27 protein-coding genes and 2 riboswitches are annotated in these 26342 nt (G+C 67.9%); of the genes, 17 read left to right on the top strand and 10 right to left on the bottom strand.

Annotation, left to right across the window (positions count from 1 at the left end; genetic code table 11):
- Nucleotides 1-66 precede the first annotated feature (66 nt).
- Nucleotides 67-166, top strand: a riboswitch (glycine riboswitch).
- Nucleotide 167: 1 nt separating this feature from the next.
- Nucleotides 168-263: riboswitch (glycine riboswitch) on the top strand.
- A gap of 56 nt (nucleotides 264-319) precedes the next feature.
- The 5 genes from gcvT (at nucleotide 320) to ASF34_RS04835 (ending at nucleotide 6608) form a co-directional block, all read left to right on the top strand.
- Nucleotides 320-1450 (top strand): glycine cleavage system aminomethyltransferase GcvT, encoded by a 1131-nt coding sequence (gcvT, locus tag ASF34_RS04820; protein WP_056159238.1) that lies wholly within the window; start codon nucleotides 320-322, stop codon nucleotides 1448-1450.
- 49 nt (nucleotides 1451-1499) lie between these two features.
- Nucleotides 1500-1862 (top strand): glycine cleavage system protein GcvH, encoded by a 363-nt coding sequence (gcvH, locus tag ASF34_RS04825; protein WP_056159241.1) that lies wholly within the window; start codon nucleotides 1500-1502, stop codon nucleotides 1860-1862.
- Nucleotides 1863-2036: 174 nt separating this feature from the next.
- On the top strand, nucleotides 2037-4895 hold the full coding sequence (gene gcvP, locus ASF34_RS04830) for an aminomethyl-transferring glycine dehydrogenase (protein WP_056159243.1): 2859 nt from the start codon (nucleotides 2037-2039) through the stop codon (nucleotides 4893-4895).
- Nucleotides 4896-5201: 306 nt separating this feature from the next.
- Complete coding sequence (locus ASF34_RS22035) at nucleotides 5202-5912, top strand: HAD family hydrolase (RefSeq protein ID WP_082494069.1); 711 nt, start codon at nucleotides 5202-5204, stop codon at nucleotides 5910-5912.
- A gap of 183 nt (nucleotides 5913-6095) precedes the next feature.
- Nucleotides 6096-6608 carry a methylated-DNA--[protein]-cysteine S-methyltransferase gene (locus ASF34_RS04835; RefSeq protein WP_056159246.1) on the top strand — a complete coding sequence of 171 codons (513 nt, stop codon included), beginning with the start codon at nucleotides 6096-6098 and terminating at the stop codon, nucleotides 6606-6608.
- 62 nt (nucleotides 6609-6670) lie between these two features.
- Here the strand turns inward: ASF34_RS04835 and ASF34_RS04840 are convergent, their stop codons facing one another.
- Complete coding sequence (locus tag ASF34_RS04840) at nucleotides 6671-7375, bottom strand: GyrI-like domain-containing protein (protein ID WP_056159250.1); 705 nt, start codon at nucleotides 7373-7375, stop codon at nucleotides 6671-6673.
- Between the two features lie 243 nt (nucleotides 7376-7618).
- Between ASF34_RS04840 and dapF the strand changes: the two genes are divergently transcribed.
- On the top strand, nucleotides 7619-8506 hold the full coding sequence (gene dapF, locus ASF34_RS04845; RefSeq protein ID WP_056159254.1) for a diaminopimelate epimerase: 888 nt from the start codon (nucleotides 7619-7621) through the stop codon (nucleotides 8504-8506).
- Nucleotides 8507-9754 carry a tRNA (N(6)-L-threonylcarbamoyladenosine(37)-C(2))-methylthiotransferase MtaB gene (gene mtaB / locus ASF34_RS04850; protein WP_056159257.1) on the top strand — a complete coding sequence of 416 codons (1248 nt, stop codon included), beginning with the start codon at nucleotides 8507-8509 and terminating at the stop codon, nucleotides 9752-9754.
- A gap of 522 nt (nucleotides 9755-10276) precedes the next feature.
- Here the strand turns inward: mtaB and ASF34_RS04855 are convergent.
- A complete protein-coding gene (locus ASF34_RS04855) occupies nucleotides 10277-10981 on the bottom strand; it encodes an RluA family pseudouridine synthase (RefSeq protein WP_244478897.1) in 705 nt (234 codons plus the stop codon).
- A gap of 62 nt (nucleotides 10982-11043) precedes the next feature.
- On the opposite strand from ASF34_RS04855, the gene ftsY reads away from it, so the two are divergent.
- Together ftsY and ASF34_RS04865 are read left to right on the top strand one after the other, a co-directional pair.
- Entirely contained in the window at nucleotides 11044-12459 is a 1416-nt protein-coding gene (ftsY, locus tag ASF34_RS04860) for a signal recognition particle-docking protein FtsY (protein ID WP_056159262.1), read from the top strand.
- A 142-nt stretch (nucleotides 12460-12601) separates the two neighbouring features.
- Complete coding sequence (locus ASF34_RS04865; protein WP_056159464.1) at nucleotides 12602-13219, top strand: septation protein A; 618 nt, start codon at nucleotides 12602-12604, stop codon at nucleotides 13217-13219.
- A gap of 17 nt (nucleotides 13220-13236) precedes the next feature.
- Here ASF34_RS04865 and ASF34_RS04870 read toward each other — a convergent pair whose 3' ends face one another.
- The 3 genes from ASF34_RS04870 to ASF34_RS04880 are packed head-to-tail and all read right to left on the bottom strand — an operon-like array spanning nucleotide 13237 to nucleotide 14771.
- Nucleotides 13237-13839, bottom strand: coding sequence for a DsbE family thiol:disulfide interchange protein (locus tag ASF34_RS04870; RefSeq protein WP_018044169.1), 603 nt, complete (start codon nucleotides 13837-13839; stop codon nucleotides 13237-13239).
- Entirely contained in the window at nucleotides 13836-13991 is a 156-nt protein-coding gene (ccmD, locus tag ASF34_RS04875) for a heme exporter protein CcmD (protein ID WP_056159266.1), read from the bottom strand. Before ccmD ends, ASF34_RS04870 begins: the two co-directional genes overlap by 4 nt.
- 3 nt (nucleotides 13992-13994) lie before the next feature.
- Nucleotides 13995-14771, bottom strand: a complete 777-nt coding sequence (locus ASF34_RS04880) for a heme ABC transporter permease (protein WP_018044167.1) — start codon at nucleotides 14769-14771, stop codon at nucleotides 13995-13997.
- On the opposite strand from ASF34_RS04880, the gene ASF34_RS22045 reads away from it, so the two are divergent.
- Nucleotides 14762-14986, top strand: a complete 225-nt coding sequence (locus ASF34_RS22045) for a helix-turn-helix domain-containing protein (RefSeq protein WP_244478898.1) — start codon at nucleotides 14762-14764, stop codon at nucleotides 14984-14986. The two genes, ASF34_RS04880 and ASF34_RS22045, sit on opposite strands and share 10 nt — an antisense overlap.
- A 9-nt stretch (nucleotides 14987-14995) precedes the next feature.
- Complete coding sequence (locus tag ASF34_RS04885; protein ID WP_056159269.1) at nucleotides 14996-15607, top strand: SOUL family heme-binding protein; 612 nt, start codon at nucleotides 14996-14998, stop codon at nucleotides 15605-15607.
- On the opposite strand, the gene ccmB is transcribed toward ASF34_RS04885, so the two are convergent.
- The 4 genes from ccmB to relB all read right to left on the bottom strand — a co-directional run bounded on the left by ccmB (nucleotide 15608) and on the right by relB (nucleotide 17482).
- The gene (gene ccmB / locus ASF34_RS04890; RefSeq protein WP_043764704.1) at nucleotides 15608-16264 is read right to left on the bottom strand and encodes a heme exporter protein CcmB; all 657 of its coding nucleotides are present in this window, start codon (nucleotides 16262-16264) and stop codon (nucleotides 15608-15610) included. It abuts the gene before it with no gap.
- 8 nt (nucleotides 16265-16272) lie between these two features.
- Nucleotides 16273-16929: a heme ABC exporter ATP-binding protein CcmA gene (gene ccmA / locus ASF34_RS04895; RefSeq protein WP_026175999.1), complete on the bottom strand. Its 657-nt coding sequence runs from the start codon at nucleotides 16927-16929 to the stop codon at nucleotides 16273-16275.
- A 75-nt stretch (nucleotides 16930-17004) separates the two neighbouring features.
- On the bottom strand, nucleotides 17005-17274 hold the full coding sequence (locus ASF34_RS04900; protein ID WP_026175998.1) for a type II toxin-antitoxin system RelE family toxin: 270 nt from the start codon (nucleotides 17272-17274) through the stop codon (nucleotides 17005-17007).
- Complete coding sequence (gene relB, locus ASF34_RS22050; protein WP_081612742.1) at nucleotides 17258-17482, bottom strand: type II toxin-antitoxin system RelB family antitoxin; 225 nt, start codon at nucleotides 17480-17482, stop codon at nucleotides 17258-17260. The genes ASF34_RS04900 and relB overlap by 17 nt, the downstream gene beginning before the upstream one ends.
- A gap of 298 nt (nucleotides 17483-17780) precedes the next feature.
- On the opposite strand from relB, the gene acnA reads away from it, so the two are divergent.
- Entirely contained in the window at nucleotides 17781-20480 is a 2700-nt protein-coding gene (acnA, locus tag ASF34_RS04910; protein ID WP_018044160.1) for an aconitate hydratase AcnA, read from the top strand.
- Between the two features lie 152 nt (nucleotides 20481-20632).
- Here acnA and ASF34_RS04915 read toward each other — a convergent pair whose 3' ends face one another.
- Complete coding sequence (locus ASF34_RS04915) at nucleotides 20633-21754, bottom strand: AI-2E family transporter (RefSeq protein WP_056159271.1); 1122 nt, start codon at nucleotides 21752-21754, stop codon at nucleotides 20633-20635.
- A gap of 372 nt (nucleotides 21755-22126) precedes the next feature.
- Between ASF34_RS04915 and ASF34_RS04920 the strand changes: the two genes are divergently transcribed.
- The 5 genes from ASF34_RS04920 (at nucleotide 22127) to ASF34_RS04940 (ending at nucleotide 26340) form a co-directional block, all read left to right on the top strand.
- On the top strand, nucleotides 22127-22429 hold the full coding sequence (locus ASF34_RS04920) for an acyl carrier protein (RefSeq protein WP_018044158.1): 303 nt from the start codon (nucleotides 22127-22129) through the stop codon (nucleotides 22427-22429).
- A gap of 73 nt (nucleotides 22430-22502) precedes the next feature.
- The gene (locus ASF34_RS04925) at nucleotides 22503-23000 is read left to right on the top strand and encodes a 3-hydroxyacyl-ACP dehydratase FabZ family protein (RefSeq protein WP_056142968.1); all 498 of its coding nucleotides are present in this window, start codon (nucleotides 22503-22505) and stop codon (nucleotides 22998-23000) included.
- Complete coding sequence (locus ASF34_RS04930; protein WP_200913205.1) at nucleotides 22997-24148, top strand: beta-ketoacyl-ACP synthase; 1152 nt, start codon at nucleotides 22997-22999, stop codon at nucleotides 24146-24148. The genes ASF34_RS04925 and ASF34_RS04930 overlap by 4 nt, the downstream gene beginning before the upstream one ends.
- Nucleotides 24149-24277: 129 nt before the next feature.
- On the top strand, nucleotides 24278-25579 hold the full coding sequence (locus tag ASF34_RS04935) for a beta-ketoacyl-ACP synthase (protein WP_056159273.1): 1302 nt from the start codon (nucleotides 24278-24280) through the stop codon (nucleotides 25577-25579).
- Nucleotides 25576-26340: an SDR family NAD(P)-dependent oxidoreductase gene (locus ASF34_RS04940; protein ID WP_056159276.1), complete on the top strand. Its 765-nt coding sequence runs from the start codon at nucleotides 25576-25578 to the stop codon at nucleotides 26338-26340. Before ASF34_RS04935 ends, ASF34_RS04940 begins: the two co-directional genes overlap by 4 nt.
- The last annotated feature ends 2 nt before the right edge of the window (nucleotides 26341-26342 follow it).

Raw genomic sequence — 26342 nt, forward strand, 5'->3', positions numbered from 1 at the left:
ATCGTGCCTTTGAAACCCGCGGCCTTGCGCCACCCCCGCCGACATGACACGTTCGACCCGTCAGCGAATGACGCAGCGGGAGAGCCCAGGCCGGTACGAACCGGTCATGGCGCCGACGGAGCAACCACCCCCGGAAACTCTCAGGCACAATCACCGCTTCGTTTTGACAATCTGGAGAGAGGCGCCTTCGCGGGCGTCCACCGAAGGAGAAATCCTGGTCCCTCGCGGGTCGGGAGAAGCTCTCAGGTAACCGTGACAGATGGGGGCAACCGGACCACTCGATCGAGTGTCCGGGGACGTTCTGTCATGGGATGACCAGATGCCGCTCGACGCTTCCAGCACACCGCTTCACGCGCTCCACCTCCGCCACGGCGCCCGCATGGTGCCTTTTGCGGGCTATGCGCTGCCGCTCCATTATCCGGCCGGCCTGATCGCCGAACATCTGCACACCCGCAGGGCGGCCGGCCTGTTCGACGTGTCGCATATGGGCCAGATCCGGCTGAATCCGGGTCCGGGCGGCATGGCGGACCTCGCCCGCGCCCTCGAAACCCTCCTTCCTATCGACGTGCTGGGCCTGGCACCGGGCCGGCAGCGCTACGGCTTCCTCACCGACGAGACCGGCGGCATCCTCGACGACCTCATGGTCGCGCGCCTCGACGACAGCCTGATCCTGGTCGTCAACGCCGCCAACAAACTCGCCGACGAGGCCTATCTCCGCGCCCATCTCACCGGCCTGTGCGAGATCGCGGTGCTGCCCCGCGCGCTCCTCGCCCTCCAGGGGCCGCTGGCGGAAAAGGCCCTGGCACGGCTCGCCCCCGAGACCGCCGCCATGCGCTTCCTCGACGTGAAGTGGGTGGACCTCCTCGGCGCGTCCGCCCTCGTCAGCCGCTCCGGCTATACCGGGGAGGACGGGTTCGAGATTTCTCTCCCCGAAGAGGCGGCGGATGCCGTGGCCGAAGCCCTGCTGCAGGACGAGGATGTGGAGCCGGTGGGGCTCGGCGCCCGCGATTCCCTGCGCCTGGAAGCCGGCCTGTGCCTGCACGGAGCCGATATCGATGCCGGCATTGATCCGGTCGAGGCCGGACTGTCCTGGGCAATTCCTTCCGTGAGGCGTCTCGACGGAGCTCGCGCCGGCGGCTTCCCCGGCGCCCCGTTGATCCTCGATCCCGTGGCGCACGGCCCGGCACGGCGGCGCGTCGGTTTGCGCCCCGAGGGACCAACGCCCGTGCGAGGCGGTGCCCTGCTCTTCTCCGAGGAGGCCGGAGCAGGAATCGGGATGGTCACCTCCGGCGGCTTCAGCCCCGTCCTCAAGGCGCCCATCGCCATGGGCTACGTCCCGGCCGCCCTGGCGGCGCCGGGCACACGCCTCTTCGCGGAAGTGCGCGGCCGGCGACTGCCGGTCTCGGTCGTGGCGCTTCCCTTCGTGCCGGCGCGCTTCAAGCGCAGCTGAATCCCGGCCCCCGGCCGTCTTCCCCCATCACCTGTTCACGGAGCGCATCATGCTGAAATTCACGGACGAGCACGAGTGGCTGGCCATCGAGGGCGATGTCGCCACCATCGGCATCACCACCCATGCGGCGGAGCAGCTCGGAGACCTCGTCTTCGTCGAACTCCCCAAGGTCGGCGCCAAGCTCGTCAAGGGCGAGGCCGCGGCGGTGGTGGAATCGGTCAAGGCCGCGTCCGACGTGTTCGCCCCGGTCTCGGGCGAGGTGACCGAGATCAACGAGGCCGCCGTGTCGGACCCGGCCAGCATCGGCACCGACCCGCAGGGCGCGGGCTGGCTCTACCGCCTCCGCCTCGACGACGTCGCCTCCCTCGACGGATTGATGGACGAGGCCGCCTACGCCGAGTTCGCGAAGTAGCGCTCAATCCACCCTCCCCCCTCTGCGGGGGAGGGTGCCTGCGGAGCAGGCGGGAGAGGGGACGACCTCTCCGGACAACGCGCTCCCCTCTCCCGACCCGCATCCGCGGGCCACCCTCTCCCGCAGAGGGGAGAGGGACGCGCACAGCCGTCAATTGCACCTCCGAGGCCCATCATGCCCAACGATCGCTACGACCCTTACGATTTCGCCAACCGCCGCCATATCGGTCCGACCACCGCCGAGATCGCGGCGATGCTGGCCGTGATCGGCTCCGAGAGCCTTCACGGCCTCGTGGACGAGACCCTGCCGCCGGACATCCGCCAGGAAGAGCGAATCGATTTCGGCACGTCGCTCACCGAGCGCCGGGTGCTCGAACACATGCGCGGCATCGCCGACAAGAACCGGCTTCTCGTCTCGCTCATCGGCCAGGGCTATCACGGCACCACGATGCCGCCGGTGATCCAGCGCAACATCTTCGAGAACCCGGCCTGGTACACGGCCTATTCGCCCTACCAGCCGGAGATCAGCCAGGGCCGGCTCGAGGCGCTGCTGAACTTCCAGACCCTGGTCTGCGACCTCACCGGCCTCGACATCGCCAATGCCTCGCTCCTCGACGAGGCCACGGCGGCGGCGGAGGCCATGGGCATGGCCTCGCGCATCGCCGGCAACGGCAAAGGCAACGGCAAGTCCGCGTTCTTCGTCGATGCCGAGTGCCTGCCCCAGACCATCGCCGTGCTGAAGACCCGCGCCGCGCCGCTGGGCTGGGAGATCGTCGTCGGCGATCCCGCCACCGACCTCGACCCCGCGCAGGTCTTCGGCGCCATCTTTCAGTATCCCGGCGTCTGCGGCGCCATCCACGACTTTTCGGAGGTCATCGCCCGGCTGCACGAAGCCGGCGCGGTCGCCGTGATGGCCGCCGATCCCCTGGCCCTGACCCTGCTGAAGCCGCCGGGCGAGATGGGTGCCGACATCGCCATCGGCTCCATGCAGCGCTACGGCGTGCCCATGGGCTATGGCGGGCCGCACGCCGCCTACCTGTCGACGCGCGAGGCGCACAAGCGCACCCTGCCGGGCCGGCTCGTGGGCGTCTCCGTCGATGCGCGGGGAAACCGCGCCTATCGCCTCGCCCTGCAGACCCGCGAGCAGCATATCCGCCGCGAGAAGGCGACGTCGAACATCTGCACCGCGCAGGTGCTGCTGGCGGTCATCGCCGGCATGTACGCGGTGTTCCACGGCCCGCGCGGATTGAAGGCCATCGCCGCCAGGGTCCATCGCGACGCGGTGCGTCTCGCCGAAGGGCTGGAGAGTCTCGGCTTCACCGTGGAGCCGAAGGGTTTCTTCGACACGATCACCGTGGAGGTCGGCGCCTTCCAGGGGCTGATCCTGCAGAACGCGGTGAAGAACGGCGTCAACCTGCGGACAGTGGGCGCGGACCGCATTGGCATCACCGTCGACGAGCGCACCCGGCCCGACATCGTCCAGGCGGTGTGGCGCGCCTTCGGCGGCGAGCATCTCACCTACGACGAGGCCTGGCCCAACCAGCGCCTGCCGAAGGCGAATCTGCGCACCTCCGCCTATCTCACCCACCCGATCTTCCACATGAACCGGGCCGAGAGCGAGATGACGCGCTACATGCGCCGCCTCGCGGACCGCGACCTGGCGCTGGACCGGGCGATGATCCCGCTCGGCTCCTGCACGATGAAGCTCAACGCCACCGCCGAGATGCTGCCGATCTCCTGGCCGGAATTCTCGGAGATCCACCCCTTCGTCCCGGCGGATCAGGCGGAGGGCTACCGGGAACTCCTGCGCGACTTCTCCGACAAGCTCTGCGCCATCACCGGCTACGACGCGATCTCGATGCAGCCGAATTCCGGCGCGCAGGGGGAATATGCCGGCTTGCTCGCCATCCGGGCCTACCACCTCTCGCGCGGGGAGGGGCACCGCAAGGTCTGCCTGATCCCGTCCTCGGCGCACGGCACCAACCCGGCCTCGGCGCAGATGTGCGGCATGAGCGTCGTGGTGGTCGGCGCCGACCAGCACGGCAACATCGACGTGGAGGATTTTCGCCGGAAGGCCGAGCTGCATTCCGAAAACCTCGCCGCCTGCATGATCACCTATCCGTCGACCCACGGGGTGTTCGAGGTGCGGGTCCGCGAGATCTGCGACATCGTCCATGCCCATGGCGGCCAGGTCTATCTCGACGGGGCCAACCTCAACGCCATGGTGGGCCTCGCCCGCCCCGGCGACATCGGCGCCGATGTCAGCCACCTCAATCTGCACAAGACCTTCTGCATCCCCCATGGCGGCGGCGGCCCCGGCATGGGACCGATCGGCGTCAAGGCGCATCTCATCCCGTTCCTGCCCTCCGACCCGCGCAGCGGTGAGGAGGGTGCGGTCTCTGCCGCCCCCTACGGCTCGGCCTCGATCCTGCCGATCTCGTGGAGCTACTGCCTGCTGATGGGCGGGCGCGGCCTCACCCAGGCCACCCGCATCGCGATCCTCAACGCCAATTACATCGCGAGCCGCCTGAAGGGCGCCTACCCGGTGCTCTATGCCGGGGCGCAGGGCCGGGTGGCGCATGAATGCATCATCGACGTGCGGCCGTTCCAGAAATCGGCCGGGATCGGCGTCGAGGACATCGCCAAGCGGCTGATCGATTGCGGCTTCCACCCGCCGACCATGAGCTGGCCGGTGGCCGGCACCCTGATGATCGAACCGACCGAATCCGAGACCAAGGGTGAGATCGACCGGTTCTGCGACGCCATGCTGGCGATCCGGGAAGAGATCCGTGCCATCGAGGAGGGGCGGATGGACAAGGCAAACAACCCGCTGAAACACGCGCCGCACACGGTGGCGGACCTGATCGGCCCGTGGGAGCGGCCCTATTCCCGCGAGGCGGCGTGTTTCCCCTCGGGGAGCCTGCGGATGGACAAGTACTGGCCGCCGATCAACCGCGTCGACAACGCCTATGGCGACCGCAACCTCGTCTGCTCCTGCCCACCGGTGGACGCCTATAGCGAGGCGGCGGAGTAGGGGGCTTCGGTGGCTCCCGTCCCGAGCGGGGCGGGAGCGGGCGCGCGACCGAACGCTTGGTCGCATCAAGAGGGGGCTGCTCGCGACCCAACCGTGCCGCAGCAGCGAATTTTTAGAATCCTTGAGAGCGGACGCTTTGAGTTCCCATTTGAAACCATTAAAGTATTGAACGAAGCCAATACAATATTTTGTGTTGAAAGAGATCGTCGACACGAACGTATGTAGATTGGCCGGAACGCGGCGAGTTCCTGGATGTCTGCAGCTGGGCTATAAGCCGAGAAGCCAACGCACTAAGCGAGATGTTCAATGCCTTTCCCACAAGCTATCGCTGCCGTCATTTTCGATATGGACGGCCTGCTATTCGACACTGAACGGCTATATTTCGAAGCGATGAGAATGGCGGCCGATGAACTAGGTACTTCACTCACTCCAGAGATCATTTATCACACGATTGGGCTTCCTGTAGCGAACTGTAACGTCATATGGGCGGAGCATTTTGGTCCTAATTTCGAAGCGGCCTCTTTCTGGGCAGTAACATCAAGAAATTTCAAGATGCTGGCTGAAAATGATTTGAGATTAAAGGCAGGTGCGATTGAATTACTCGACCTTCTAGACCGTTTGAAACTGCCGCGAGCTATCGCAACATCGACCGACCGAATGACTGTTGATCACCATCTCGCTAAGGTAGGATTATCCGAGCGCTTTGACGCGATCGTCGCCTACGGCGATTACGATCATGGAAAACCTCATCCCGCGCCATATACTACAGCAGCAGAGCGACTTGGAGTTGCTCCTATGCATTGCCTTGCACTTGAAGACTCGCACAATGGCGTCCGCTCAGCCGCTGCCGCAGGTATGACTACCATCATGGTGCCCGACCTGATTGGAGCCACGGAAGAGATGAGAGAGTTGACCCTCCGAGTTGCCCGCGATTTGCATGAGGTCTACGTGTTGTTCGATCTTCGTAGCAAGAAAAGGCAAATTTCGGCCACGTTGGCTGCTGGTGGAAGGTGCTAGAAGGAAGCAAATAATGATCGGCAGCATCCATCCTCTCACGTCGCCTATTGCTTCAACCTTATGTTTGGGAGAGCGAGGTCGGCTTCAAAGCGTTCTCACCTGAGAACGGACCAAGCAAAATCCACCCATCGCAGACGTTCAAGGCTCCCGCCAACCCTCAGGCGTCAACACCCATCGGATGCCATGCCCGAGACGCGCTACACGATCCTGCCCAGCCCCATCGGTCCCCTCCTGCTCGCGGGAGCGGACGAGCGCCTGCGCTGCATCGGTTTTCCCACCGGCAGGGGCGCGGTGACACCCCGGGCGGACTGGCACCGGGACGACGCGGCCTTCGCCGAGGCCCGGCGGCAATTGAGCGCCTATTTCCAAGGCCGGCTGACCCGATTCGATCTCGCACTCGATCCGCGCGGCACGCCGTTCCAGAGGCAGGTCTGGACCGCGCTCATGGGCATCCCGCCGGGGGAGACGATCAGCTACGGCGCGCTGGCCAGGCGAATCGGCCGCCCCACCGCCAGCCGGGCCGTGGGTGCCGCCAACGGCGCCAACCCGCTCCCCATCGTGGTTCCGTGCCACCGCGTCATCGGCGCGGCGGGCAGCCTCACGGGGTTCGCCGGCGGCCTCGACACGAAGAAGTGGCTGCTCGCGCTGGAGCGCGGGGCGACCTCTCGTGTCTCGGCACAGCTCAGCCTGCTCTGAGCCCGTACGGCGCGATCCGGGAAGCCGCTCGGCCGGGCGAGCCGGCCTGAGCGGCGATCCGCCTATTTCGGCAGGGCGTAGATGTTCACGTCGAGCTTCTCGTCCGCCTTGTCGTTCAGGTCGGTGACGTATTCCTCGATGAACCGGTCCTGGACCACCACGTCCTTGGCGTCGAGATAGGCGGTGAGGGTCTCGTAGGTGCCGTCGATCTCGTCGTAGGAGCCCTTGTGCGGGAAGCGCAGGGCCTTGCCGCTGGGGGTCGTGCCGAAGCGCAGGCCGCCGGTCTCGGCGGGCTTCGGGTTCGGCATCGAGGCGATGGGGATCATCGCCTCGAACTGGAACCCGTCATCGTCGGTCTTGGCGAAGACCGCGAGCGGCCGGCCGGCGGGGGTGATCCCGTCCTTGGCCAGCGCCTCCTCGATCTTCACGAAGGCCGCCTTCAGGGCCGGCACCGCCTCCTCCCAGCTCGCCCGCCCCGCCAGGATCGCGGCGGGTTTGGGCGGCAGGGAGACCTCGTCCACGTCGTTGGCGTCGCCGGGGGTCTCCACCAGGGTCGGGCGCGAGGGACCCGGCGTGAGTGCCGGCGCGGCGGGGAGGGCCTGGGTCGGCACCGGACGGGACGGCGCGTCGGGATTGACCGGATCGGGCGCCGTCGTGGTCGGCAGCGGAGAGGAGGTCGCGGGCGAGGCCGGCTGCTGCGCGAGCGCGGAGGAGACGGCCAAAGCGGCGGCGAGGCTGACGAGCGGCAATAGACGATGACGGGTCAAGGCAACGCTCCGGAGATCGCACGCCGCGACGAATCGTACGGCTGAATCGCGAAGCCCTAAAATAGGGAGGAAGCCGCCCGCCTGCGAGGCGCCAACCCGCATCGGGCGCAGGAACGTGACGGGCGCGTCCCTTGTGCAACGCTCCCCCGAGCGGACCCCGCGTGCGCGGCCCGGCGCTTTGGCCTATATGCGGGGGCCGCGCATGCGGGATGCCCCGTTCGGACAACGAAACCAAAGACGCTCATGACGAGGCTCGAGAACCGTCGGTTCCTGAAGATGCACGGGGCGGGCAACGCCATCGTGGTGCTGGACCTGCGCGGCACGGAGCTGGTCGTGCGCGCCGAGGAGGCCCGCGCCATCGCCGGCCACCCGCGCTCCGGCTTCGACCAGCTCATGGTCATCCACGATCCGCGCAAGCCCGGCACGGATGCTTATCTGCGGATCTACAATACCGACGGGTCGGAATCCGGCGCCTGCGGCAACGGCACCCGCTGCGTCGCCTACGCCATGCTGGACGACCCCGCCATGGCGCGCCCCGCCGAGAGCGGCCGCCTCACCCTGGAGACCAAGGCCGGGCTCGTCGGCGTGAAGCGCGAGGCGCAGACCTCCTTCACCGTCGACATGGGCCGCCCCCGCTTGAAGTGGGACGAGATTCCGCTGGCCGAGCCGTTCCCCGACACGCGGCGGATCGAACTGCAGATCGGTCCCATCGACGCGCCCGTCCTGCATTCGCCGGGGGCGGTGAACATGGGCAACCCCCATGCGGTGTTCTTCATCGAAAGCGATCCCGACGGCTACGACCTCGGCCGCTTCGGCCCGATGCTGGAGAACCACCCGATCTTTCCCGAGCGCGCCAACATCTCGCTGGCGCAGGTGACGGGACCGGAGACGATCAAGCTCCGGGTCTGGGAGCGCGGCGCCGGGTTGACGCTGGCCTGCGGCACCGCCGCCTGCGCTACCCTGGTGGCGGCCTCGCGCCTGCGCATGATCGGCCGCCACGCCACGGTGAGCCTCCCCGGCGGCGACCTCGTCATCGAGTGGCGCGCCGACGACCACGTGCTGATGACCGGCCCCGTGGCCCTCGAATGGGAGGGGTTCCTGTCCCCCGAGCTCTTCGCGCGGGTGGACTGAGTGGCGGTGGAGACCCTGACCTTCGGCTGCCGCCTCAACACGGTGGAATCCGAGGTGATGCGCCGCCACGCCGAGGCGGCCGGGACGGGCGGCGACCTCGTCCTCGTCAATACCTGCGCCGTCACGACGGAGGCCGGGCGCCAGGCCCGCAAGGCGATCCGCAAGCTCGCCCGCGAGCGGCCGGGGGCCGAGATCGTCGTCACCGGCTGCGGCGCTCAGGTGGAAACGAACGCCTATTCGGCGATGCCGGAAGTGGCGCGCATCGTCGGCAACGACGCCAAGACCAGGGCCGAGACCTGGCTCCCCGCCACGCATGTCAGACCGCGCCTCGCCATCGACGACATCATGGCCGCGCGCGACGCCGCTCCGACGCGGATCGCCTCGGTGGCCGGGCATACCCGCGCCTTCGTACCGGTCCAGAACGGCTGCGACCATCGCTGCACCTTCTGCATCATCCCCTTCGGCCGGGGGAATTCCCGCTCCGTCACGCCGGACGACGCGGTCGATCAGGTCCGCCGCATCGTCGACCATGGCGGGCGCGAGGTCGTGCTCACCGGCGTCGACCTCACCGCCTACGGCCGGGATCTGTCGCCGTCATCCAGCCTGGGACGGCTGGTCCAGGCGATCCTGCGCCACGTGCCGGATCTCGCGCGCCTGCGCCTGTCCTCCATCGATTCCATCGAGGCCGACGCGGCTCTCTGGGAGGCGATTGCCGGCGAGAACCGGCTGATGCCGCATTTCCACCTCTCGCTGCAGGCCGGCGACGACCTCATTCTCAAGCGCATGAAGCGCCGGCACGGCCGCGACGACGCGATCCGGTTCTGTGAGGCCGTGCGCCGTCTTCGGCCGGACGCCGTCTTCGGGGCCGACCTCATCGCCGGCTTTCCCACCGAGACCGAGGCGCAGTTCACCCGCTCCCTCGATCTCGTGGCCGAATGCGGGCTGACGCATCTCCACGTGTTTCCCTATTCCCCGCGCCCCGGCACGCCCGCCGCGCGCATGCCTCCCGTCGCCGGAGACGTGATCCGCGAGCGCGCCGCCCGCCTTCGTGACGCGGGAGCGGCAGCCTTGACGGCGCATCTCGCGGGAGAGGTCGGCCGGACCCACCGCGTGCTCACCGAGCGCGGCGGGATGGGACGCACGGAAGGGTTCACGCCGGTCCGGCTGGCAGTCGACACGCCTCCGGGCGAGCTGCGCGACGTGACGATCGCGGGGCATGACGGCCGGGTGCTGATCGGGGCAGAGTGATCCGGCGCGACGGCGACCGCCTCTCCCCGCACGCGGGGAGAGGATCGCGGACACCTTGTCGTGTCCGCGATGAGCGAGAGGCGAAGCCGAAGCGAGGGTGAGGGGGCGCGTCCGACAGTGGCTTACCCGGACGCGCCCCCTCACCCTCGGCTGCCGCCTCGCCACGCGCGGGGGGAGGGGATGTGCGCCCGCCGTCCAGCCAGTCCATTTCGCGGGTCATGTCCCGGCGCCCGCGCCTCGACCGTAAGGGCCGGGCTTGTCGAATAGAGCGGCAGGGTCCGGCAGCGCCCGCCTCTCCCCGCGCGCGGGGAGAGGATCGCGGACACCTTGTCGTGTCCGCGATGAGCGAGAGGCGAAGCCGAAGCGAGGGTGAGGGGGCGCATCCGATAGGGGCTCACCCGGACGCGCCCCCTCACCTTCGGCTGCCGCCTCGCCGCGACGACGACGAGGTCGTCGCGGCCCTCTCCCCGCGTGCGGGGAGAGGGGATGTGCTCCTCTAGCTCAGCCAATCCATTGCGCGCGTCATGCGCCGGCCCGATACCCGCACATCTCCATCCGCTCCCGCATGTGCCCGGGTGCCGGGGCCTCGACCACGATCGGCGGCTTCTTGGGGTAGAGCGGCAGGGTCAGCGCGCGGGCGTGGAGCTGGAGCCCCGGCCCGCCCGAGCGGGGGGCGGTGCCGTAGATCGTGTCCCCGAGGATGGGCCAGCCCATGGCGGCGCAATGGACGCGCAGTTGATGCGTGCGGCCGGTGACCGGGCTGAGGGCGAGCCAGGCGAGGCTCCGGTCCGGCGAGCGGCCGAGGACGCGCCATGTGGTCAGCGAGGGGTCTCCGGCCGGGTCCGTCTTCATCCACCACGAGCGCGGGTCGTCCGAGCGGCGGGCGAGGGGGAGGTCGATGCGGCCCTCGTCTTCCGAGGGATCGCCCTCCACGATGGCCCAGTAGGTCTTCCCCACCGTGCCGCTCGCGGAAAACAGCTTGTTCAGGCGGGCCAGAGCCTTGGCGTGACGGCCGAGAGCCAGGCAGCCGGACGTGTCGCGGTCGAGCCGATGGGCGGCCTCCGGACGACGCGGCAGGCCGAAGCGCAGGGCATCGAGGTGGTCGGTCAGGGTCTCGCCGCCCTTGGGGCCGGGATGGACGGGCAAGCCAGCCGGCTTGTCGATGACGAGGACAAGGGCATCGCGGTAGAGGAGGCGCGCGCCTATGTCTGTTATGCGGTGTTCCACTGGGGCATCGGCTGACGGCATCGCCCTGCGCTACTCATGCGGGGTCGAGGGAGCAAGTGGGAATGAGCGAAGACAAGAGGCCGGGCTGGTTGCTGCGGCGGATGTTCGGGAAGAAGGAGGAGGCCTGGCCGCCCGAGCCGGTGCCGGTCCAGCCGCCCGATCCCAAATCCGAGTCCAAGTCCGAGTCCAAGTCCGAGCCGAAACCCGAAACGCCGATCGAGCCGGCTTCACCTCCCATCGCGTCTCCCGCCTCGGCATCGGAAGGCCAGCCCGACTTCGCCACGGGTGCGGACGACATCTCGGCGATCCCGCTGCCCCCCAGCGAGCCCGCGCCCGCCGACCCGGACAAGAACACGATCCCCGACGAGATCGAGGGGGCGGACCTGCAGCCCATCGCGGGCGCCGACGAGCGCCCGCCGGCAGGCACCGCGGGCGACGATCCCGCGCGCGGAGCGGAGAAGGCCGACACCACGACGGTCGCCTTCGCACCAAAGCCCGCCCCGGTCCCGGCCCCCACGCCCGAGCCGGTCTCCGAAGCCGAACCGGCCTCCGAGAAGCGCGGCTGGTGGAGCCGCCTCACCGGGGGCATGAAGCGCACCTCGTCGGCTTTGTCCGAGCGGGTGACCGGCCTCTTCACCAAGCGCAAGCTCGACGCGGACACGCTGGAGGAGCTGGAAGACGCCCTGATCCAGGCCGATTTCGGCATCGACACCGCCATGCGGATCTCGGAGGCCGTGGGCAAGGGCCGCTACGAGAAGGGCATTTCCCCGGATGAGGTCCGGGCCATCCTCGCCGCCGAGGTGGAGCGGGCGCTGACACCCGTCGCCATTCCCCTCAGCATCGACACGACGAAGAAGCCGTTCGTGATCCTGATGATCGGCGTCAACGGGGCGGGCAAGACCACCACCATCGGCAAGCTCGCCCTGAAGCTGAAAGGGGAGGGGCACAGCCTGATGCTCGCGGCGGGCGACACATTCCGCGCCGCGGCCATCGAGCAGCTCAAGGTCTGGGGTACGCGCACCGGGGTTCCGGTGGTGGCGGGAGCCCAAGGGGCGGATGCCGCCGGCCTCGCCTTCGAGGCCTTCCAGCGGGCCAGGACCGAGGGCACCGACGTGCTCCTGATCGACACCGCCGGCCGGCTCCAGAACAAGACGGGGCTGATGGCGGAGCTCGAGAAGATCCTGCGCGTCATCCGCAAGATCGACGCCGAGGCGCCCCATGCCGTCCTCCTCGTCCTCGACGCCACCGTGGGCCAGAACGCGCTGAGCCAGGTCGAGCTGTTCTCGAAGGCGGCCAACGTCACCGGTCTCGTCATGACCAAGCTCGACGGCACCGCGCGAGGCGGCATCCTCGTGGCGCTGGCCGCGAAGTTCGGCCTGCCGGTGCATTTCATCGGCGTCGGAGAAGGCGTCGAGGATCTCGAACCCTTTGCCGCGCGGGATTTCGCGCGGGCCATCGCGGGGTTGGACAAGGACTAGATTCATGGACAGGCGCTCCGGAGACCTGCGCGAAAAGCGCTCGCGCTAGGAAAGCCGGGGCGACTGTCCTACATCCGGCGTCCCGCCCGGCGCCGCTCTGCGTCCGGGCGTGCCGAACCACGAGCCGCTCACGATCATGACCCTGCCCATCGAATCCGTGCCGCCGCGCCGCCATCTCGATCCGGTGCCGAAGCTCGCCCTGGAAATGGGGCCGCTGGTGCTGTTCTTCCTGCTGAACTCGTTCGGCACGCGGTTCGGCTTGAGCGAGGACAGCAGCACCTTCCTGGCCATCGGGGTGTTCGTGGTGGCGACGGCGGTGGCCTTGGCCATCCACTTCGCGCTGCTGCGGCGGCTGCCGATCATGCCGCTGGTCTCCGGCATCGTGGTGCTGGTCTTCGGCGGCATGGCGCTGGCGCTGCACGACAAGACGTTCTTCGTGATCAAGCCGACGATCGTGAACGCCCTGTTCGGCACCATCCTCCTCGGCGGTCTGCTGTTCGGGAAGTCCCTGCTGTCGGTGGTGCTCGATTCGGTCTTCGACCTGACCGAGGAGGGCTGGCGCAAGCTCACCTTCCGCTGGGGATTGTTCTTCCTGGCGCTCGCCGCCATCAACGAGGTGGTGTGGCGGACGCAGACCTACGCCTTCTGGGCCAATTTCAAGGTGGTCGGCATCATGCCCCTGACCATCCTGTTCGCCCTGTCGCAGACCCCGCTTCTCATGCGCTACGACCGCAAGGCCGAGGCGAAGCCCGACGTCTAGTCAGGCGCGTCGGCGAATCAGGGCTTCGCGGCCGTCATCGTCTCCGCCGCCCGGATCTTCTGCAGCACCGCGGCATAGTTCTCCGCCGTGACGATCCCCACGAGCTTGTCGCGGATCACGCCGTCGGGGCCGATGATGAAGGTTTCCGGCACGCCGTAGACGCCGAAATCGATGCCGGTGCGGCCGGTGGAATCCATCCCCACCGCACGGAACGGGACGCCGCTGCGCGACAGGAAGCGGCGGCCGTTCTCCGGCGCGTCCTTGTAGTCGATGCCGACGAGGTTCACGCCCGGCTCGCGCGCCAGCCGCATCAGTTGCGGATGCTCGATCTGGCACGGGGCGCACCACGACGCCCAGAAATTGACCACCGTCACCCGGCCCTTGAGGTCGGCGCTCGACAGGCCGGGAATGGCCTGGCCTTCGCCGCCGACGAGGTTGGGCAACGGTCCCAGGGCGAAGGCCGGCACCGGACGCCCGATCAGCGCCGAGGGGATCGCGGCCGGGTCGGCGCCGGACCGAAGGCGGATGAAGAACACCAGGGCCAGCGCCGCGAAGATCACCAGCGGCGCGATGACGAGGAGCGACCGGCGCACCGGCGCCGACGAGGATGCGGCGCTCACGCCCGCTCTCCCGCATCGCCCTGGAGGGCCGCGAGCGCCTGTTTCTGCGCCCGGTGATCGCTGAGCGAGCGCCAGACCAGGGCGCCGATGACGAGGGCTGTGAAGGCGTAGGCGCCGAGGATGAAGCCGGCATGCGGCCCGAGGGAAGCCATCGGTCAGACTCCCCGGATCGCCTGGCCGAGGGGCCGGGCCGGACGCGGATCGGCATCCAGGCGCTCGGCCTCGCGGATGGTAAGCGCCCGGACCCGGCGGCGCAGGATCTCCGTGCGCATGGCGTAGAGATGCAGCGTGATCCCGAGCAGGGTGAAGGCGAGGATCATCTCGAGCAGGGGGTAGAGCATCGAGGGATCGATGCTGGAGCCGCCCATCCGCATGATCGAGGCCGGCTGATGCAGCGTCGACCACCAGTTCACCGAGAACTTGATGATCGGTAGGTTCACGGCCCCTACCAGCGTCAGGATCGCGATGGCGCGCGCGGCCCGGTTCGGATCCTCGATGGTGCGCCACAGGGCGATGATGCCGCAATAGATCAGGAACAGGATCAGCATCGAGGTCAGCCGCGCGTCCCAGACCCAGTAGGTCCCCCACATCGGCTTGCCCCAGAGCGAGCCGGTGACGAGGCAGATCAGGGTGAAGGCCGCCCCGATCGGCGCGGCGGCGCGCTGCGCCACGTCCGCGAGGGGGTGGCGCCAGACCAGGGTGCCGATGGCGGAGAGCGCCATCGACCCGTAGAAGAACACGCCGAGCCAAGCCGCCGGCACGTGGATGTACATGATCCGCACGGTCTCGCCCTGCTGGTAGTCGGGCGGGACCACGAACCAGGTGAGATACAGGCCGATTGCGAGCAGCACGGCCGAGAGCCCCGCGAGCCAGGGCATCACGGGGCCGGTCCAGCGCAGGAAGTGACCGGGATGGGCAAGACGTGTCCACATGGTCCGTGGACCTAGCCCAAGGTGCGGTGCAGCATCAATGCGGGCGTTACGCGCAGTCCGGCCGCGTCGATCATTTCTTCGCGCACGCCCTCGATCTGGGCTATGCCGATGCCGCCCATTTCACCCGCGCGTTCCGTGGCTGGACCGGCCCGCCGCCGACGGAATGGCGGCGACTGGCGGCGAGCCAGGAAACAGGGTCGCCGATGGGGCGTTGACGCCGCGCCATGCTCGACAAAGCCCTCTACTACGCCCTGACCTTCGCGGAATCGGTCCTGTCCGTGGTCGGCATCCGTGCCACCTACGAGCAGCCGCGCTACGAGGTGGTGGAGCACTTACCCCGCAACGTCGAGATCCGCCGGTATGAACCGCGTGTCGCGGTCGAGACCGACATGGCGGGACCGGGCGATAAGGAAGCGTTTCGGCGGCTGTTCCGGTACATCACCGGCGCCAATGGGGGAGGCGACCGCATCGCGATGACGGTGCCGGTGGAACAGGGCACCCTGATTGCCATGACCGTGCCGGTGGAGCAGGGCGGCGATCTGCGCGTCATGCGCTTCTTCCTGCCCGCCGCCATCGCGAAGGCCAGACCGCCGGTTCCCACCGACCCGGCGGTCCGTATCGCCCGGCTGCCCGCCGCGACCTACGCGGCGCTCCGCTTCTCCGGCACACTCGACGCCAGGGCGCGCGAAAAACGCGAGGCGGTTCTCCGGCAGGTCCTGGCGAAGATGGCCCGCGAGACGACGGGTCCGTCGAGCGTGCTGAGCTACGATCCGCCCTTCGCGATCCCTTTCCTGCGGCGCAACGAGATCGTCGTCCTGGTCGCCGAGGGGCGTTGATCATTCCGACCAGCGCAGGGCCGCGGCCGCCGCGAAGGTGCCGATCACCGCCGCGATCAGGCTGAGGGCCGACAGGATCAGCAGGGGCGTCGTGAAGGGCACCGTGCCGCCGGAGGCCGCCTCGGTCGCCGAGACGCCGAAGATCAGCGTCGGGATCATCAGCGGCAACACCAGGACGGCGAGGATCAGGCCGCCCCGGCGGATCGATGCGGTGAGCGCCGCACCGACCGCGCCGATGAAGGTCAGGGCCGGCGTCCCCACCAGCAGGGTGAGGGCGGTGGCGCCCATGGCGGTGCCGTCGAGGGCCACGAGCAGCCCGAAGAGCGGCGAGGCCAGTGCCAACGGCAGGCCGGTGGTGAGCCAATGGGCGATCACCTTGGCGAGCACCACCATCTCCATCGGAGCCGGAGCACCGGTCATCAGGTCGAGGGAGCCGTCCTCCTCGTCGGCCTGGAACAGGCGGTCGAGGCCGATCAGGGTGGCGAGCACGGCGGCGAGCCAGAGGATGGCCGGACCGATCCGCGAGAGCAGGTTGAGGTCGGGTCCGAGCGCGAAGGGCACCAGGGCGACGATCATCAGGAAGAACACCAGCGACAGGGCGCCAGAGCCGCCGACACGGGCCGCGAGCTGCAGGTCGCGGGCGATGAGGGCGCGCATCACGCCGATCACCACCACACCTCCGAATCGGCCGCATTCGCGCCGGCCGAGGCGGGTGCGGGTTTCAACGCCTCGTCGATGCGCAATTCGCGGGCATCCTCCAGGCCGAGGGATTGGTGGGTGGCCGCCACGATGAGGCCGCCCTCGGCCCGGTGGCGCGCCATCAATCCGGCGAGCACGGCCTGAGAGGCGGTGTCGAGGGCCGCGGTCGGCTCGTCGAGCAGCCAGAGCGGACGCCGACAGACGAGAAGCCGGGCGAGGGCGACGCGGCGGCGCTGGCCGGCGGAGAGGTAGGCCACCGGCAGCCGCAGGGCATGGCCGAGGCCGAGTTCGTTCAGCGCTTCGGCCGGGCTCGCGGTGGGCGCGCCGAGGAGGTCGCGGGCGAAGGTGAGGTTCTCCTCCGCCGTCAGCGGGCTCTTCAACCCGTCGCGATGGCCGACCACGTGGAGACATTCGGCCAGCGTCGCCTCGCCGACGTCGGCGACCGCGATGGTGCCGGCATCCGGCTTCAACCGGCCGGCGAGAAGGCTGAGCAGGGTGGATTTTCCCGCGCCGTTGCGCCCCGTCACCATCAAGGCCTCGCCGGGGCCGAGCGCGAAGGACAGACCCGAGAAGATGCGGCGGCCGGAGCGGCGGGCGGCGAGGTTCGTGGCGGTCAGCCGCACGGATAAGTCCATCCGTCGGCAGGGCCTTGGTTCAGGCCCCCGTCGTGAGACGAGTTGGGTCTTTTCACCATGCCCCTACCGATAGACCTCGCGACGATTGCCAATCCTGACCACGAGGATGCGAACGGCACTGTCTTCGATCGACGCGATCACGCGATAATCGCCGACCCGATACTTCCAGAATTCGCCGAGTTTTGAGCCCTTCAGGGCTTCGCCGATCATTCGAGGGTCGTCCAGAGACGAGACTCTGTGGCGCAGGAAGGTCAGAATACGCTTGGCTGCACTATCATCGAGCTTGGCGAGATCCTTTTCTGCAGTCCGCGTGAAATCAATGGTCCACGCCATAACGCGCCATCAGGTCGGACAGCGGGATCGTTTCGCTCTCGCCACGACGATGCTCTTCGAGGCGTCGCTCGGCCAATTCGAGATCCTCGAGGTTCTCGAGATGATCCAAGATCGCATCGCTCGCATGGTCGTGTGCGCTGCGGCCAGTACGGCGGGCGAGTGCCTCCAGGCGCTCCTCTATATCCGGGGGTAGGCGAAGGGCGATCATGGCGGTCTCCGGCTCTTCGATCTGCTTAACCCGCATGTGCCCCAACGTCCACGTTCTCCCGACACTCCCGCGCTCGTGTCACGGCAGGGCGTAGCGGCCAGTTTCGAAGTGTTCTATACGGGGCCCAGGCTGCGCCGCGCGAGTCCCGAGCGTCCAAATCGCTCGTCGCGCAACATCCTGTCCGGGCACCCCCGGAGCGGCGCGCGCTTTTTTTAGAAGCGCTCCAGCCGAACACGACTTCGTGGCGCGGGTCATGCCTGCGCGTGTTCGACAACCGCTCGTGAGGAAGAAACAAGCCGTGGCATCACTCGACAGCTTTCACTCCCGCCAGACCCTCACCGTCGGCGACAAATCCTACACCTACTACTCCATCCCCCATGCCGAGCAGGCCGGCCTCGCCGATGCGACGGCTTTGCCCTTCTCGATGAAGGTCATCCTCGAGAACCTGCTGCGGTTCGAGGACGACCGCTCGGTGAAGAAGGACGACATCTCCGCCACCGTCGCGTGGCTCGGCAACCTCGGCAAGGTCGAGACCGAGATCGCCTTCCGTCCCTCCCGCGTGCTGATGCAGGATTTCACCGGTGTGCCCGCCGTGGTGGATCTCGCGGCCATGCGCGACGCCATGGTGGCGCTGGGCGGCGATCCCCAGAAGATCAACCCTCTGGTGCCCGTCGACCTCGTCATCGACCACTCGGTCATCGTAGACGAGTTCGGCACCCCGAAGGCCCTGGCCGACAACGTGGCGCTGGAATACGAGCGCAACGGCGAGCGCTACACCTTCCTGAAATGGGGCCAGTCGGCCTTCGACAACTTCTCCGTCGTCCCCCCCGGCACCGGCATCTGCCACCAGGTGAACCTCGAGTTCCTGTCGCAGACGGTGTGGACCAAGACCGAAGACGGTACCGAGCTCGCCTATCCCGACAGCCTCGTCGGCACCGATTCGCACACCACCATGGTCAACGGTCTGGCCGTGCTCGGCTGGGGCGTGGGTGGCATCGAGGCCGAGGCTGCCATGCTCGGCCAGCCGCTCTCCATGCTGATCCCGGAAGTCGTCGGCTTCAAACTGTCGGGCAAGCTGCCCGAGGGCACCACCGCCACCGATCTCGTGCTCACCGTGACCCAGATGCTGCGCAAGAAGGGCGTGGTCGGCAAGTTCGTGGAATTCTACGGCCCCGGCCTCGACGACATGGCGGTGGCCGACCGCGCCACGATCTCCAACATGGCCCCCGAATACGGCGCCACCTGCGGCTTCTTCCCCATCGACCAGAAGACCATCGACTTCCTCAAGGTGACCGGCCGCGCCGACGACCGGATCGCGCTGGTGGAGGCCTATGCCAAGGCCCAGGGCATGTGGCGCGACGCGCAGACCCCGGACCCCGTCTTCACCGATTCCCTCGCCCTCGACATGGGTGACGTGCGTCCGTCGCTGGCCGGCCCCAAGCGGCCGCAGGACCGGGTGCTGCTGGACGGCGCCAAGCCGGGCTTTGCCCAGTCCATGGAGACCGAGTTCAAGAAGGCTGCCGACATCGCCAAGCGCTACCCCGTCGAGGGCGCGAATTACGATATCGGCCACGGTGACGTGGTGATCGCGGCGATCACGAGTTGCACCAACACCTCGAATCCGAGCGTCATGATCGGCGCGGGGCTGCTGGCCCGCAACGCCGTCGCCAAGGGCCTGCGTTCCAAGCCCTGGGTGAAGACCTCCCTGGCGCCGGGCTCGCAGGTGGTCGCCGAGTATCTGGAGAGCGCGGGCCTGCAGGCTCCCCTCGACGCCCTCGGCTTCAACCTCGTCGGCTTCGGCTGCACCACCTGCATCGGCAATTCCGGCCCGCTGCCGGCGCCGATCTCGAAAGCGATCAACGACAACGACGTGGTCGCGGCGGCCGTGCTTTCCGGCAACCGCAATTTCGAAGGCCGCGTGAACCCCGACGTGCGCGCCAACTACCTGGCCTCGCCGCCGCTGGTCGTCGCCTACGCGCTCGCCGGCTCGATGCAGATCGACATCACCACCGAGCCGCTGGGCATCGGCTCAGACGGTCAGCCGGTCTATCTCGCCGACATCTGGCCCTCCACGGCAGAGGTCGCCGAGTTCATCGAGGCCAACATCACCTCCACCCTGTTCAAGTCGCGCTACGCCGACGTGTTCAGCGGCGACCATTACTGGAAGGCCGTGGAGGTCACCGAGGCCGAGACCTTCAAGTGGGATTCGACCTCCACCTACGTGCAGAACCCGCCCTATTTCGAGGGCATGACCAAGACGCCGGCGCCGATCACCGACATCGTCGATGCCCGCATCCTCGGCCTGTTCCAGGATTCCATCACCACCGACCACATCTCTCCGGCGGGCAACATCCGCGCGGCCTCGCCGGCCGGCGCCTACCTGCAGGAGCATCAGGTCCGGGTGCAGGACTTCAACCAGTACGGCACCCGCCGCGGCAACCATCAGGTCATGATGCGGGGCACCTTCGCCAACATCCGCATCAAGAACCAGATGGTCCGGGACGAGAACGGCAATGTGGTCGAGGGTGGCTGGACCCTGTTCCAGCCCTCGGGCGAGCGCATGTACATCTACGACGCCGCCCAGAAATACGCCGAATCGGGCACGCCCCTCGTCGTCTTCGCCGGCAAGGAATACGGCACCGGCTCGTCGCGCGATTGGGCGGCCAAGGGCACGAAGCTCCTCGGCGTCCGCGCCGTGGTGGCGGAGAGCTTCGAGCGCATCCACCGCTCGAACCTCGTGGGCATGGGCATCGTGCCGCTCGTGTTCCAGGGCGAGACGTCCTGGGCGTCGCTCGGCCTCAAGGGTGACGAGACCGTCAGCCTTCTCGGCCTCTCGGGCGACATCAAGCCGCGCCAGACCATGATCGCCGAGATCACCTCCGCCGACGGCACCAAGACAGAGGTGCCGCTCACCTGCCGGATCGATACGCTCGACGAGCTGGAATATTTCCGCAACGGCGGGATTCTTCCCTACGTCCTGCGCTCCCTCGCAGCGTAAGCCTACGATGCGAGGAAGGCCCTTCCCGGTCAGGGGAGGGCCTTTCGGCTCGGACATTCCACCGGAATCTGAGCCGGCTTTGCAATTCCTCGAAACACCGTCCCATGGCGGTCGTTTCGGCCGTCCCATGGCGGTTGCGGGCGGGGCTCGAATTACGGTCCGCGCGGGCCTCGGGATGCGTCCTGCGCAACGTCTCCATCGGTGAATTCCCGCCACAGCAGTACCAGCGCCGCCATTACCGCCGGGCCGAGGAAAAGCCCGAGCAGGCCGAACGTCTCGACCCCGCCGAGGATGCCGAGCAGCACCCAGAGGAAGGGCAGGCGGGTGGTGCCGCCGATCAGGACCGGCCTCACGAAATGGTCGGCGACGAAGGTGACGACGAAGCCCGCCGCCACCACCATCACCGCCGGGATCACCGCCCCGCCGGCGAGAAGAATCAGCGCGGCGATGCCGAAGACCAGCGGCGCCCCGAAGGGGATCATCGCCGCCACCGCCGTCAGCGCGCCGAGCAGGACCGGATGCGGCACGCCCGCAAAATAGTAAACGATTCCAAGGATTACGCCTTCGCCGAGGCCGACCAGGACGAGCCCATCGACGGTGCCGTGGACGGAGGCCACCATCTGGCGCGCCACCCGCTCGCCACGCGGGCCGAACAGGCGGCCGCTCGCGGTCAGCGACTGCTTAATGACAGTCCGCCCGTCGCGAAACAGGAAAAACAACGTCAGCAGGGTGAAGCCGAATAGCACAACCCGGCGAACCACTTGAGCCCCGAGGCTCTTGGTCAGGCCGATCGTGGTCGAGTTGTCGAGCTTGTGCAGGATTTCGGAGCCGGCGGACGGGTGGCTGAGATTCTCGTTCCACCAGGCACCGGCCCTGGCCGCGCCGTAGGGCAGATGGGACAGGAATTCGGGGGCTGGAATCCCGCTCTGCTCCACCGACTTCACCCAGGCCATCGCATCATGGGCCTCCCGCGCCGCCTGGACGCCGAGGATCACCAGGGGCGCCAGGAAGACCAGCGCCACAGCCAGGGTGAACAGGCTCGGCAGCAGGATGTTATGCCCCCCGGGCGGCCAGCGCCGCTCCGCCTTCGCGTAGAGGGGCCAGAGCGCGATGGCGAGGATCACGGCCCAGGCCAGGGCCGGAAGGAAGGGGTGGAGAACCCACAGGCCGAGGGCGGACAGCGCCAGGACCAGGGCGATGCGTGCCCCTCCTTGGGCGCGGCTGCGATGGTCCGTCGGCGGCTCCGCGGCATCGACAGAAATAGATTGTTCCATTCTCGTCACCTCTGCCGCCCCGTGGCACGCCGCACGCTCAAGGAATTTCGGGCAAGGAGCCGGATGGACCCACGTCGAACAGGCGCGCGTCCGCATGTAGGTCAAGGCATCGCAGTGCGGAATGGTCCGGCGAGGCCCGCAGCCGCACGAAGACGCGAGCCTGGCCTGAGCTTCTGCCAAGGTTGCCCGCCACCACCCCCTCGTGTAAGGGACCGCCTTCGATCGGAAGCGGCGCGACGCCGCTTCGGGGGCATGCTGCGCGACCCGGGGGGCGCCGGGTTCACGCGCCAGCCTCGGACCGGCCGCGCCCGCCACGGGATCCGATACCGGATCCACCACGGCGCGCCATAGAGAAGAAAACGGCGAGAACGCATGTCTGACCAGCCGACCACCGCTACGTTCGACCGCGTCGCGGACATCATCGCCGACACCGCCGACATCCCGCGCGACACCATCTCGCCCGAGAGCCACGCCATCGAGGATCTCGGCATCGATTCGCTCGCTTTCCTCGACATCGCCTTCGCGGTGGATAAGGCCTTTGGAATCAAGCTGCCGCTGGAGCGTTGGACCCAGGAGGTCAACGAGGGCAAGGTACCGGCCGAAGAGTATTTCGTGCTGAAGAACCTCTGCGCCCGCATCGACGCGCTGGTGGCCGAGAAGGCCGCCAAGGCCTGAATGGCAAGCCCGGCCGGGCCGAGCCTTTGAGTGTCCAGCGGAGCCTCTAGTCCCCAGCGGAGCCTTTGACGCCATGCGCCTCGAATATTTCGAGATGATCGACACGGTGACGAGTCTCGACAAGGCCGCCGGCCGGATCGAGGCGCTGGCTCACGTGCCGATGGAGAGCCCGGTCTTCGAGGGTCACTTTCCCGGCCATCCCCTGGTGCCCGGGGTGCTGCTCACCGAGACCATGGCACAGGCGTCCGGTTACCTGCTCCTCGCCCATCTCGATTTCGTGCAGATGCCGTTCCTGATGGCGGTGGACAAGGCGCGGTTCCGCTCCTTCGTCGGCCCCGGCGCGACGCTCGTCGTACAGGCGAGCCTGGAGCATGATGGCTCCGGCTACGCGGTGACAAAGGCCTCGATCCGCCACGAGGGCAAACCGCTGGCCGATGCGGAGCTGCGGTTCCGGACGATGCCGTTTCCCGAAGGGCTCGATGCTCCCATGCGCGAGCGCGCCCGGCGGATCGGCCTGATGGATCGCGCCATAGCATCGGGGGCGCCCCCCGGCGGGGCGGTTCCGGCATGAGCAAGACCAGCATGAGTCAGCGCGACGTCGTCGTCACTGGTATCGGCCTCGTCTCCTGCGCCGGCGAGGGGATCGCCGCCCACCTCGAAGCCTTCGCAGCGGGCAGTCCAAAGGCCACGGATACGGAGCGCTTTGCGCCCTATCCGGTCCATCCCGCCCCGGCGCTGGTCCTCGACGGACAGATCCCCAAGAAGTCGGACCAGCGGCAGATGGAGGCGTGGCAGCGCCTGGGCGTCTACGCGGCCGGGCTTGCCCTCGACTCGGCTGGGGTGAAACAGGACGCCGCCTTCAAGGCAGCGATGCACCTCGTCGTCGCCTGCGGCGGCGGCGAGCGCGATACGGCGGTGGACGGTGCTATCCTGACCGGCCTGCGCGACGCGGCCGATCCGGGCGCCTATCTCAACGAGCACCTGCAGAACGACCTGCGCCCGACCCTCTTCCTGGCACAGCTCTCGAACCTGCTCGCCGGCAACATCGCCATCGTCCATGGGGTCACGGGCGCCTCGCGCACGTTCATGGGTGAGGAGGCTTCGGGCGTCGACGCCTTGCGCAATGCTCAGAGCCGTATCGCTTCAGGCCAGATCGACACGATGGTGGTGGGCGGTTCCTACAGCGCGGAACGTCCCGACGTCCTGGTCGTCCACGAGCTGGGCAGATATCTGCGGAAAGGCAACTTCCGGCCGGTCTTCGAGCGTCAGGGTGAAGGCGAGGCCGGCTTCATCCTTGGGAGTACCGCCGCCTTCCTCGTGCTGGAAGCCGCCGAAACCGCCGCCGCGCGCAAGGCGACGATCTTTGCCCGCCTGCTTCAGGTGGAGAGCGATCGTCCCAGGCGCGAGACCGGCAGCGTAGAACTCAGCCTCTCCGCCTTGTGGAAAAAGGCCGGCGCCAAGCCGGACCTGCTAATTTCGGGCGCTACCGGCGTCGAGGGAATCACAGCCGAGGAGAGCACGGCACTGGGCGAACTTGCGCCCGGTGTGCCCGTCACGGCCCTCGGGGACATCACCGGCCACTCGCTCGAAGTCACGGCGCCGTTGGGGGCCGCACTCGCCGCCGCGCTCATCTCGGAGGGCAGGGCACGCGAGGTCGCGATCACCACCGTTGGCCATCGCCGCGGTGAGGGCTTGGTCCGCTTGAGCGCGATGTCGTGACCCGCGGGGATACGGCTGTCAGCTCACCGAAATTCCGCTAAGACCGGTTCAACCGTGATCGATCGGCCCGAATGTTCGGGGCGGGGCAACTTCAAGGCCGTTCGGTCGGAACGATAGCAAGACGGCGCTATGACGAACCTCTCTCCCCGCGATTCACGAAGCTTCCGGGACAGCCATGGCCGGCCATTGGTCGCGGTGACGGGCCTCGGCATCGTCACGTCCCTCGGGCAGGGACAGGCCGACAATTGGGCTGCGCTCACCGCCGGCCGGTCCGGCATCCACAGCATCGCCCGTTTTTCCACCGATGGCCTGCGCACCCGTATCGCCGGGACGGTGGATTTCCTCGACACCGACCCACTCGTGGCGCCCGCATTGTCGCAGCGCTTCGCCGAGGAAGCGGCCGAGGAAGCGATCACCCAGTCCGGCATTGGTGCGAAGGGTGATTTCCCCGGTGCACTGTTTATCGCCGTACCGCCGGTGGAGATGGAATGGCCCCAGCGCCAGTCCCTGGCACAGGCGTCCGGCCAGAACGGCGACATCACCTATTCCGACCTTCAGCGGGCGGCATCGAGCGGGCGGTTCGACGCTTGGCACGACCTCTTCATCTTCGCCACCGTAGCCGACAACATCGCCGACCGGTTCGGCACCAAGGGATCGCCGATCTCGCTCTCCACCGCCTGTTCCTCCGGCGCCACCGCGATCCAGCTCGGTGTCGAGGCGATCCGGCGGGGCGAGATGAAGGCGGCTCTCTGCATCGGCACCGACGGTTCGGTAAACCCGGAATCACTGATCCGATTCTCGCTGCTCTCTGCTCTTTCGACCCAGAACGATCCGCCGGAGGGGGCGTCGAAGCCGTTCTCCAAGAATCGTGACGGTTTCGTCATGGGGGAGGGGGCCGCCGCCCTGGTCCTGGAGAATGCCGAATCCGCACGGGCGCGGGGCGCGACGATCCTCGGCTATGTCCTGGGCTGCGGCGAGAAGGGCGACGGCTTCCATCGCACCCGGTCGAGCCCAGACGGTGCGCCCGGCATCGCCGCCATCCGCGCTGCCCTGGACGATGCCGGCACCGAGCCGGATTCCATCGATACGATCAATGCACACGGCACATCGACGCCGGAGAACGACAAGATGGAGGCATTGGGATGCGCCGCTGTGTTCGGTGAGCGGATCCGCACCCTGCCGATCTCGTCGAACAAGTCGATGATCGGCCATACGCTGACCGCCGCGGGGGCCATCGAGGCGGTGATCTCGCTCCTCACCATCGCCCATGGCCGCATCCCGCCGACGATCAACTATGCGGTGCCGGACCCAGCCCTCTCCCTCGACGTGGTGACCACGGCCCGCGACGCCCGGGTCAGCCGCGTTCTGTCCAATTCCTTCGGCTTTGGCGGGCAGAATACCTGCCTCGTCCTTGGGGACGAGCCCGTATGACGACGGAAACCACCCGGCGCGTTCTCGTCACCGGGGGTGCCTCCGGCCTCGGCTCGGCCATCGTGCGGGCGCTGGTATATGCCGGCTACGACATCGCTTTCACCTATCGCTCCTCGGGCGATGCGGCGGAGCGCCTCGTGGCCGAACTCAGCCAGGCCAATCCCGGACGGGCGATCACCGCCCACCCTCTCGACCTCGCCGACCGCGATGCCTTGGAGGTTTTCTGCGAGGCCCAGGAAGGGGAAGCGTTCTACGGCCTCGTCCATAATGCCGGCCAATCCTACGACGTGCTGGCCGCGATGATGGCTCAGGACAAGGCCGAGGCGGCGATGCAAGTGAACTTCTGGTCGCTGACCCGGATCACGAAGGCACTGGTGCGCGGCATGATCCGAGGACGTTCCGGCCGCATCGTCGCCGTCGGTTCGGTGGCAGCCCTACAGGCCAACCCGGGCAATGCTGCCTATGCGGCGACGAAGGGTGCGCTGATCTCCTATTGCCGGACGTTGGCGATCGAATCGGCCAAGCGCGGGGTGACGGTCAACGTCATTGCGCCGGGCTTCATCGACACCGAGATGATGGCTCCCTACGCCGCGCATCGTGACGGTATGGAGAAACAGATTCCCTCGGGACGCTTCGCCAAGCCTGAGGAAATAGCGGCGCTCGTGGCCTTCCTTATGGGAGATGCCGCAGCCTACATTACCGGCGCGGTTCTGCCGGTCGATGGCGGGCTGACGGCGATGATGGGTGTTCACCGGGCCTGAGG

Source organism: Methylobacterium sp. Leaf106, from assembly GCF_001422895.1.
Classification (GTDB): domain Bacteria; phylum Pseudomonadota; class Alphaproteobacteria; order Rhizobiales; family Beijerinckiaceae; genus Methylobacterium; species Methylobacterium bullatum.